The organism is Asticcacaulis sp., assembly GCF_020217185.1.
In the GTDB taxonomy this organism is placed as follows: Bacteria; Pseudomonadota; Alphaproteobacteria; order Caulobacterales; family Caulobacteraceae; genus Asticcacaulis.
Genome location: NZ_JAIWNX010000091.1, coordinates 1 through 10000 on the forward strand (window position 1 = coordinate 1; position 10000 = coordinate 10000).

9 protein-coding genes, 1 tRNA gene and 1 pseudogene are annotated in these 10000 nt (G+C 59.9%); 9 read left to right on the plus strand and 2 right to left on the minus strand.

Annotation, left to right across the window (positions count from 1 at the left end; translation table 11 throughout):
• Together LDL37_RS04500 and LDL37_RS04505 are read right to left on the minus strand one after the other, a co-directional pair.
• Positions 1 to 1840: pseudogene (locus LDL37_RS04500) on the minus strand (autotransporter outer membrane beta-barrel domain-containing protein); the annotation flags it as partial.
• Positions 1841 to 2166: 326 nt separating this feature from the next.
• Positions 2167 to 2243 (minus strand) — tRNA-Asp (locus LDL37_RS04505).
• A gap of 321 nt (positions 2244 to 2564) precedes the next feature.
• Between LDL37_RS04505 and LDL37_RS04510 the strand changes: the two genes are divergently transcribed.
• The 9 genes from LDL37_RS04510 to nuoG form a co-directional block, all read left to right on the plus strand.
• Positions 2565 to 2942 carry an NADH-quinone oxidoreductase subunit A gene (locus LDL37_RS04510; RefSeq protein WP_290794978.1) on the plus strand — a complete coding sequence of 126 codons (378 nt, stop codon included), beginning with the start codon at positions 2565 to 2567 and terminating at the stop codon, positions 2940 to 2942.
• Entirely contained in the window at positions 2933 to 3493 is a 561-nt protein-coding gene (locus LDL37_RS04515; RefSeq protein ID WP_126423697.1) for an NADH-quinone oxidoreductase subunit B, read from the plus strand. The genes LDL37_RS04510 and LDL37_RS04515 overlap by 10 nt, the downstream gene beginning before the upstream one ends.
• Positions 3494 to 3508: 15 nt before the next feature.
• Positions 3509 to 4123 (plus strand): NADH-quinone oxidoreductase subunit C, encoded by a 615-nt coding sequence (locus LDL37_RS04520; RefSeq protein WP_290794982.1) that lies wholly within the window; start codon positions 3509 to 3511, stop codon positions 4121 to 4123.
• A gap of 9 nt (positions 4124 to 4132) precedes the next feature.
• A complete protein-coding gene (locus tag LDL37_RS04525; protein ID WP_290794985.1) occupies positions 4133 to 5392 on the plus strand; it encodes an NADH-quinone oxidoreductase subunit D in 1260 nt (419 codons plus the stop codon).
• On the plus strand, positions 5392 to 5760 hold the full coding sequence (locus tag LDL37_RS04530; RefSeq protein ID WP_290794987.1) for a hypothetical protein: 369 nt from the start codon (positions 5392 to 5394) through the stop codon (positions 5758 to 5760). Before LDL37_RS04525 ends, LDL37_RS04530 begins: the two co-directional genes overlap by 1 nt.
• A gap of 48 nt (positions 5761 to 5808) precedes the next feature.
• Entirely contained in the window at positions 5809 to 6474 is a 666-nt protein-coding gene (nuoE, locus tag LDL37_RS04535) for an NADH-quinone oxidoreductase subunit NuoE (RefSeq protein WP_290794990.1), read from the plus strand.
• A 2-nt stretch (positions 6475 to 6476) separates the two neighbouring features.
• The gene (gene nuoF, locus LDL37_RS04540) at positions 6477 to 7790 is read left to right on the plus strand and encodes an NADH-quinone oxidoreductase subunit NuoF (RefSeq protein WP_126423702.1); all 1314 of its coding nucleotides are present in this window, start codon (positions 6477 to 6479) and stop codon (positions 7788 to 7790) included.
• Positions 7791 to 7799: 9 nt separating this feature from the next.
• Complete coding sequence (locus tag LDL37_RS04545) at positions 7800 to 8240, plus strand: NINE protein (RefSeq protein ID WP_126423703.1); 441 nt, start codon at positions 7800 to 7802, stop codon at positions 8238 to 8240.
• 38 nt (positions 8241 to 8278) lie between these two features.
• Positions 8279 to 10000 (plus strand): NADH-quinone oxidoreductase subunit NuoG (nuoG, locus tag LDL37_RS04550; protein WP_290794996.1); only part of this gene is annotated, 1722 nt, incomplete at its 3' end.

A 10000-nucleotide genomic window follows, 5' to 3' on the forward strand; every position in this document is an offset into this window, starting at 1 on the left:
CATTGAGCTTGGAACCGGTATCGAGATTGAGTGCGCCCTGCACGATGTCGAGCGACACCGTACCAGAGCCGGTCATCTTGCCGCCAACAATCCCGTTGGTGGTGATGCTCAGGCTGTTGCTGCCAGCGCCAAAGTCGATATTGCCGATGACGAAGCCGCCGTCGATCTTCACCACGTCATTGCCCGAGCCCAGACGGATATCGCCCGAGATGACGGGAGCGGCAACCGTATTGTCATCCGGCTTCAGGTCGGTCTGGACCAGGGTGACGCCGGTCGTATTGCCGCTCAGGTCGATGGCCACAGCCCGGTTGTCGGTCTTGTCAACGACTCCATTACCGTCGTCGTCGGTCTGGGTGATCGAGGCCGTGATATTGCCGGTATTGTTCAGGCGTACCAGCGTGTTCGAGCCATCAAAAATAGCGGTCGCGTTCGACTTTGAGCCCGTCGAAGCCGCGCTGATCGTGCCGCTGACATTGACTTCGGGCACCTTAGCCCCTGAGTCGATATAGAGGGCGTAGGCGGTTTCGTTCTTGGTGGAGCTGTTGGCGGCGCGCAGGGTGCCGCCCACATTAAAGGCATTGGCGACCGTACCGGCCAGAAGGTTGGCGGTCCGCGCTTCGGCCAGATAGGAAGAGGCCGAAACGGTGCCATTGATCAGGATGCCGTTTTCAAAGGTGACCGTGCGACCCATGCCGCCCGTTTCGATGGCCTTGGCGACCACGCCTTCGAATACGCCGGAAGAGGCGATGCTGCCGCGCACGACCAGGCCAAACTTCTGGTTCTTGTAGGTATCCGTCGCGGTCGTCGCGATGTTGATGGCGTTGATGGTGATGTCCTGCGTGGCCGAACCGACCTTCAGGGCTGCCGCACCGCCATATTGCGACAGGCTGGCGGCACCATCGGCCGTGTCAGTGACGCCGTTGCCGTCTTCGTCATTATTGCGTTCGGCTTCCGCCTTGGACGCGTCAGTATCGGCAATGGTGGACTGAACCAGTATGCCCTTGGTGACATTGCCGGCGATATTGACCAGTGGTCCCGCCTGCAGTTTGTCTTCGGCCTGAAGCTTGTCCAGTGTTGCCTTGTCTGTCACTGTAGTCAGGCGGTAGCCGGTGCCTGCGACCGTGCCGTCCAGAATCAACGCGCCGGTGAGGTTGCTGGCGAGATTGAGCGCCGTGGCGTTCTCACCCTGAACCGTGGTGGAACCGCCGATGACGATATTGCCCGTGACACCGCCCTCAAACGAATAGGCACGTGCATTTGTGCCCACAACGGTTACCGTGCTGTCGGAGCTAAAATTACCTGTCAGGGCGTTTTCAAAGCGCACACCGTAGGAATTATTACCTTCGACCTGAATGGCGCTGGCCGAAGCGAGGCTGACATCACCAATAAAGGGCGTTGTACCGACCGACCGAATACCGTAGCGCCGCTCACCTTTGGCAAAGACGCCGTCTGTGATTCCGTCCGCTGGGGAGTCTGTATCCGTGGGCGTATAATCGTCGGTGACCGTGATTTTACCGGAGAGGGTTAGGCCACTGGTACGGCCACCATCAATATAGATGCCCGTGGCGTCGTCGCCCGAAGACGACATGTCGATCGTGCCGACGACATTCACCTTGTTGTTCGAATCGATCGTGATTGCGCGCGCGCCCGCTGTTTTGAGCGTAATCGTGCCGCCTGTATCCAGCTTGATATCATCCGCAGCGCCCGCCGTGGTCGCCGTGGAGGTTTTAACAGCGGTGTTCGTCGAAGTATTAATAACGACTTCGGCCTGCGCCACACCTGCGGTAACCGCGATGACCAGACCAAGGGCGGTGGCATTGAAGAGATGAGATTTGCGCATAGTCTCGCTTTCGCTCGTCGATTTGAATTCTCAGACAGAACAACGCGTCGCGTCATGCAATGGCGCGCCTGCCCCCAAAGAAACAATGTACTGGCGGCGTTTTCCCGCCTTTATGTCAGCGGCGACTCTTCGGGACGAATATGGGCTATTCTATGTCATTGCAGACATGCCGAGGCCCGTATGTGTCGTTTGCGTCAACCCTGTTTCGTCACAGACATACACGCGAAGACACAGATTTGCCTAATGCAAATTTTGCGCGAAGATGAATTTTAATGAAGTAAAAAGAGAGGATATGCGGGGCCACCTGAGAGAGTGTATCCTCCAGGTGGCGCGAGTGACGGGGCTCGAACCCGCGACCTTCGGCGTGACAGGCCGACACTCTAACCAACTGAGCTACACCCGCATCCATACATTGTCGTTCTCTGCGTCAGGGCGTTAGCCCCGCCGAAGAGGTGCGCTAGATAGTGCCGGGCGCCCTGCGGTGTCAAGCGCCATATTGCGGAAAACCGTCAAAAAGCCATTTGGCTGTGGAAGACCGGGGAGGGGATGAGAACGATTTTCAAGTGCAGAAAATTCGACGACATTTTTGGCATTTCCCCCGATTTTAGGCTTTTGAGTGTTTGAAGCGCGGCGCGAGGTGGTCTAATAGGCTCAGTTGAGTCTGTCCCCCGAACCTTTTGCGGTGCACCATCGGCGGGGCAGAGCCAAAAAGTGGGATCGTACAATGGAAGCCCTCCTTATAAAGTATCTGCCGATTGTGATTTTCTTCGGCATCGCCCTCGTCCTTGGGCTGGGGTTCATCATCGCGGCGCTGGTTCTGGCGCCCAAGGCCCCCGACACCGAAAAGCTTTCGGCTTACGAGTGCGGCTTCAACGCCTTCGACAGCGCGCGTCAGAAGTTTGACGTGCGATTCTATCTCGTCTCGATCCTCTTCATCATCTTCGACCTCGAAGTGGCCTTCCTCTTCCCGTGGGCGGTGTCGATGTTCGACCTGCCGCAGGAGGGCATGCAGTTTGCCTTCTGGTCGATGATGGTCTTTCTGGGCGTCCTGACGGTCGGCTTTATCTATGAGTGGAACAAAGGAGCCCTGGAATGGGAGTAATCATTCCTGCCGGTCAGGCTGGCCGCACTACGGTTGAGGGCTATGATCCCAAGGTCCACGACAAGTTCTTTGAGGCCGTGTCCTCGGAATTGAACGAAAAGGGCTTCCTTGTCGCTTCGGCGGACGATGTCATCACCTGGGCGCGCACCGGCTCGCTGATGTGGATGACCTTCGGTCTGGCCTGCTGCGCCGTGGAAATGATGCAGGCTTCGATGCCGCGTTACGACATGGAGCGCTTCGGCATGGCTCCGCGCGCCTCACCGCGTCAGTCGGACCTGATGATCGTTGCCGGCACCCTGACCAACAAGATGGCGCCGGCTCTGCGCAAGGTCTATGACCAGATGCCCGATCCGCGCTACGTCCTGTCGATGGGTTCATGTGCCAATGGCGGCGGCTATTACCACTATTCCTACAGCGTCGTGCGCGGCTGTGACCGCATCGTGCCGGTCGATGTCTATGTGCCGGGCTGCCCGCCGTCGGCCGAAGCGTTGCTCTACGGTCTTCTTCAGCTTCAGAAGAAGATCCGTCGTAACGGCACGATCCGCCGCTAAGAGGGATTTCACGCCATGTCTGAAGAAAAATTCCTCAAGATCGCCGAACAGGCCCGCGCCGACTTCAAGGAAGCGCTGATCGACGTCATCCACGCCTTTGGCGAGCTGACCCTGGTGGTTGAGCGTGAGCGCATCATCGAGGTGCTGACCAAGCTGCGCGCCGAGCCTTATCGCTTTCATCAACTCATTGACCTGTGCGGGGCCGACTATCCGAAGCGCGAGCGTCGTTTCGACGTCGTTTATCACCTCCTGTCGCTGACGCAGAACCTGCGCCTGCGCGTCAAGGTGATGACTGATGAAACCGTGCCGGTACCCAGCGTGCGCGGCGTCTATCCGAACGCCGACTGGTACGAGCGCGAAGCCTTCGACATGTACGGCATGCTGTTTTCGGGTCAGCCGGACCTGCGCCGTATCCTGACCGACTATGGCTTCTCCGGCCATCCGCTGCGCAAGGACTTCCCGATGACGGGGCATGTCGAAGTGCGCTACGACGAAGAGCAGAAGCGCGTCGTGTACGAACCGGTCAAGCTGGTTCAGGAATTCCGTCGTTTCGACTTCCTGTCGCCATGGGAAGGGGCCTCCTACGTCCTTCCGGGCGATGAGAAGGCTGCCAATCCGAACAAGGCGTAAAGGGTTATCATGGCTGAAGACATCAAAACCCCGCTGTCCTCCTTTGTCGATCCCCGCACCGGGGCCTTCGAAGAGGTCGAGGCACGCGCCAGTTTCGACGACCGTAAGTTCACCATCAATTTCGGCCCGCAACACCCGGCGGCCCACGGCGTTCTGCGTCTGGTGCTCGACCTTGACGGGGAAATCGTCGAGCGCGTCGATCCGCATATCGGCCTGCTGCACCGCGGCACCGAAAAGCTGATGGAATACCGCACCTATCTGCAGAACACGCCCTATTTCGACCGCCTCGACTACGTGGCGCCGATGAATCAGGAGCACGCCTTCTGTCTGGCGATCGAGCGCCTGCTGGGTCTCGAAGTGCCCAAGCGCGCGCAACTGATTCGCGTGCTGTTCTCGGAAATCGGCCGTATCCTGTCGCACCTTCTGAACATCACGACTCAGGCCATGGACGTCGGCGCTCTGACGCCGCCGCTGTGGGGCTTTGAGGAGCGTGAGAAGCTGATGGTGTTCTATGAGCGCGCCTGCGGCGCGCGTCTGCACGCCAACTACTTCCGTCCGGGCGGCGTCCATCAGGACCTGACGCCGGAACTGATCGACGATATCGAGCAATGGTGCAAGGAGTTCCCGCGCGCCCTGGCCGATATCGAATCTCTCGTCACTGAAAACCGCATCTTTAAGCAGCGCAATGTCGATATTGGCGTGGTCAGCAAGCAGGAGGCCTATGACTGGGGCTTTACCGGCGTCATGATCCGCGGTTCGGGCATCGAGTGGGACCTGCGCAAGTCGCAGCCCTATGAATGCTATGACGAACTCGATTTCGACATCGTCATCGGCAAGAACGGCGACTGCTGGGATCGTTACCTCTGCCGCGTCGAAGAGATGCGTCAGGCCGTGAAGATCATGGAGCAGTGCGTTGAAAAGCTTCGCGTAACCGGCGGTGAAGTGCTGGCTACTGACCACAAGGTCACGCCGCCGCGCCGCGCCGACATGAAGAATTCGATGGAAGCCCTGATCCATCACTTCAAGCTGTACACCGAAGGCTTCAAGACCCCGCCGGGCGAAGTCTATGCCGCCGTCGAAGCCCCCAAGGGTGAGTTTGGCGTCTATCTGGTGTCGGACGGCTCCAACAAGCCGTATCGCTGCAAGATCCGCGCGCCGGGCTTTGCCCACCTTCAGGCGATGGACTGGATGAACCGTGGCCACCTGCTGGCCGACGTGTCGGCCATCCTCGGCTCGCTTGACATCGTGTTCGGGGAAGTGGACCGCTGATGCAGGGCTTTCAACTCCAAACCTGGCAAACCTTCCTGCTCGTCCTCGTGTTCCTAGCCGTGGCGCTGGGTCTGCGCCTGTGGCTGGCCAAGGCCGCCTGGGGCTATCACCCCGGCGGCATGAAGGGCTATTTGCAGGATCTGGTGCTGGAAACCGTCATTTCCTACGCGCCCATGCTGCTGATCATCTTCGGCGTCCGCATCTATATCGACGCCAACCCGCAGTATGGCCAATCCCCCATGGTGTTTGCCTCCATCGCTGTCGCCGTCGTGTCGATGATGGTCGCGCGGCGCATCCCGCTGGTCAAGGCGGCCAGCACGCGCATGATGAAGGCCCGCAACGACCGCTGGGAGGCTTATAAACAATGAGCCTGCCCGCCTATAATCCTACCGTATCCCAGATGAGAGAGGCCTGAGATGTCCGTTCGCCGTCTCGCCGCCGTTCAGCCGGATAGCTTTGCGTTCAAGCCGGAAACGCTTGAAAAGGCTAACTGGTGGATTGCCAAGTATCCCGAAAACCGCCGTCAGTCGGCGGTCATCCCCATCCTGTGGCTGATCCAGAAGCAGGAGGGCTGGGTGTCGGAACCCGCCATCGCCGTCGTCGCCGAAATGCTCGGCATGGCGCGCATCCGCGTGTACGAAGTGGCCACCTTCTACACCATGTTCATGCTGGAGCCGGTGGGCTCGGCGGCGCTGATTCAGGTGTGCGGCACGACGCCGTGCCAGTTGCGCGGCTCTGAGGCCCTGATGAAGGTGTGCAAGGACAAGATCGGCCCGAAGGACAAGCTGTCGGCCGATGGCAAGTTCTACTGGCAGGAAGTCGAGTGCCTCGGCGCCTGCACCAACGCCCCGATGGCGCAGATCAACGACTATTTCTACGAAGACCTGACGCCGGACAATCTGGCCCAGATCATCGACGATTTCGCGGCGGGCAAGACGCCGAAGACCGGCCCGTACAATGGCCGCTTCACGTCCGAACCGCTGGGTGGCGCAACCACGCTGAAAGACCCGTCGCTGTATGACGGTTCGGCGGCCAAGCCGCTCAAAATCCCCAATGCTCCGGAAGCGGAGGTCAAGGCGTAATCATGGTGGGTATTCTCGAAGACAAGGACCGCATCTTTACCAACCTCTACGGCTTCCATGACTGGGGCCTTGAGGGAGCAAAGCAACGCGGCTGCTGGAACGCGACCAGGGACATCCTGTCCTACGGGCGCGACTGGATCATCACCAATGTGAAGAATTCGGGTCTGCGCGGGCGCGGCGGCGCGGGCTTCTCGACCGGTCTGAAGTGGTCCTTCATGCCGAAGGAGGTCAAGGATCGTCCGCACTATCTGGTCGTCAATGCCGACGAGTCGGAACCGGGCACCTGTAAAGACCGCGAAATCATGCGCCACGATCCGCACCTGCTGATCGAAGGCTGCCTGATCGCGTCTTTCGCCATGCAGGCGCACGCCTGCTATATCTATATTCGTGGTGAGTATGTGTTCGAGCGCGAGCGTCTCGAAGCGGCGATCAAGCAGGCCTATGAGGCCAAGCTGGTCGGCAAGAACAACGTCCACGGCTGGGATTTCGACATCTATGTCCACCACGGTGGCGGGGCCTATATCTGCGGTGAAGAGACCGCGCTTCTGGAATCGCTGGAAGGCAAGAAGGGCCAGCCGCGCCTGAAGCCGCCTTTCCCGGCCGGTGCTGGCCTCTATGGCTGTCCGACGACGGTCAATAACGTGGAATCCATTGCGGTTGTCGGCACCATCCTGCGTCGCGGTGCGGCGTGGTTTGCCGGTTTTGGTGCGCAAAACAATACCGGCACCAAGCTGTTCTGCATTTCGGGCCACGTTGAGCGCCCCTGCAATGTCGAAGAGGCCATGTCGATCCCCTTCCGTCAGTTGATCGAAGATCACTGCGGCGGCATCCGGGGTGGCTGGGGCAATCTGAAAGCCGTCATTCCGGGCGGCTCGTCCGTGCCGATGATCCCGGCCGAACAGTGCGAAAACATGCCGATGGATTTCGACACCCTGCGCGGTCTGGGCTCTGGCCTCGGCACGGCGGCGGTGATCGTGATGGACAAATCGACCGACCTGATCAAGGCCATTGCGCGTCTCAGCTACTTCTACAAGCACGAATCCTGCGGTCAGTGCACGCCCTGCCGCGAAGGCACGGGCTGGATGTGGCGCGTGATGGAGCGCATGGCCAAGGGCGACGCCGATCCCAAGGAAATCGACATCCTGCTGGATGTGACCAAGCAGGTCGAAGGCCACACCATCTGTGCGCTGGGCGACGCGGCGGCCTGGCCGATTCAGGGCCTGATCCGGCACTTCCGTCACGAAATTGAAGATCGTATCGCGCAATATCGTTCGTCGAAGGGCAACTTCGCCGGGCATTCGATTGCGGCAGAGTAGGGGACGGTCATGCGGGGCAAGGTACTCTCATTCAGCGACGCCACGGGTCAGGGCCTGATCAGTGGCGATGACGGTCAGCGCTACAGCTTTTCGCGCGCCGATCTGATGGGCGGTGCCCGCTCCGTGGCGGCCGGTATGGCGGTGGATTTCGAGGGCTCTGAAGGCGTCGCCGTCAGCGTCTATGTCATCAAGTCCGGCATCCCTGACAAGAACAAATGGGTGGCGGCCCTCCTGACCTTCTTCTTCGGGATCTGGGGCATCCACAAATTCTATCTCGGCAAGACCAATGCCGGCATCATCATGCTCGCTTGCGGCACGATTGGCTGGTTCCTGATCCTGCCGGGTCTGGCGGTGGCGTTCATCTCGTTCATCGAGCTGATCATCTACCTGTTCAAGTCCGAACAGCAGTTCCACGAAGACTATGTCGCTGGCGACAAGTCTTGGTTCTGACGGTTTGGAATGCTTTTTTTGTATGAGGTTTGAGGCAGATGCCGATAGCTAAAGTCAATGGTGTCGAGGTCGAGTTCGAACCCGGCATGACCGTGCTTCAGGTGGCGGAGCTGGCGGGTGAGGAAATTCCCCGTTTCTGCTACCATGAGCGCCTGTCGATCGCCGGCAACTGCCGCATGTGCCTCGTCGAGGTGAAGCCGGGACCGCCGAAGCCGCAGGCTTCGTGTGCGCTGCCCGCAGCTGACGGTCAGGAAATCTTCACCAACACGCCGATGGTCAAGAAGGCGCGCGAAGGGGTGATGGAGTTCCTGCTCATCAACCACCCGCTCGACTGCCCGATCTGCGATCAGGGCGGCGAATGCGATCTTCAGGATCAGGCCATGGGCTATGGTCGCGATGGCTCGCGCTATCAGGAAAACAAGCGCGCCGTCGAAGAAAAGTACCTTGGGCCGACGATCAAGACCTTCATGACGCGCTGCATCCAGTGCACGCGCTGCGTCCGTTTCTCGACCGAAGTGGCCGGTGTCACCGAAATGGGTATGATTTCGCGCGGCGAAAACGCTGAAATCACCTCCTATCTCGAACAGGCCGTGTCGTCGGAACTGTCGGGCAATCTCAATGACCTGTGCCCGGTCGGTGCCCTGACGCACAAGCCGTGGTCGTTCAACTATCGTCCGTGGGAACTGCAAAAAGTCGAAACCATCGACGTGCACGACGCTCTTGGCGCGCACATCCGTATCGACTACCGCGGTTCGACCGTGCTGCGCGCCCTGCCGCGTCTGAAGGACGACATCAACGAGGAATGGCTGTCGGACAAGTCGCGCTACGCCGTCGATGGTTTGAGCCGTCAGCGTCTCGACCGTCCCTATGTGCGCAAGAACGGCAGCCTGACCCCGGCCTCGTGGGATGAGGCGCTGGACGTTGTGGCAGGCAAGCTGCAAGCGACGTCTGCGGACAAGGTCGGTGTGATTGCTGGTGACCTTCAGGACGCCGAAAGCCTGAAAGCAGCCAAGGACCTGTTCACCTCTCTGGGCGTTAAAAACCTCGATTGCCGTCAGGCGGGCGAAGCCTTCGGTCCGGTTTCGGCCAACACGCCGCGCGAAGCCTGGCTGTTCAATTCCGGCATTGCCGGGATCGAAGAGGCCGATGCCATCCTGCTGATCGGCACCAATCCGCGCCTCGAAGCGCCGCTGATCAATGCGCGCATCCGCAAGTCGTGGCTCAGGGGCAAGACTCAGGTGGCCGTGATCGGCGAAGCCTGTGATCTGACCTATGATTACGCGCACTTAGGAACCGGCGCGAAGGCGCTGAAAGAGTTTAAGAAATCGGCTTTCCGTGATCTCTTGAAGGACGCGAAGAAGCCCGCGGTCCTGATCGGTTCCGGCGCGGTGTCGGGCGAAGAGGGCGCGGCTGTGCTGGCCCTGATCGCCAGTGAAATCCTCAAGCCCTACACTGTGGTGCGCGACGACTGGAACGGCTTCAACATCGTGCATCAGGCCGCTGCGCGCGTCGCGGGTCTCGACCTCGGCTTCGTGCCGGGTGAGGGCGGGCTGGATACGCAAGGTATCCTGAACGGTAAGCTGGACGTCGTGGTGCTGCTGGGTGCCGACGAGATCGACACGGCCAAGCTCAAGGGGGCGTTCGTGGTCTATGTCGGCTCGCACGGCGATGCCGGGGCCTCGGCGGCCGACGTCATCCTGCCGGGCGCGGCCTACACCGAAAAGTCGGGCCTTTACGTCAATATGGAAGGCCGCGTGCAG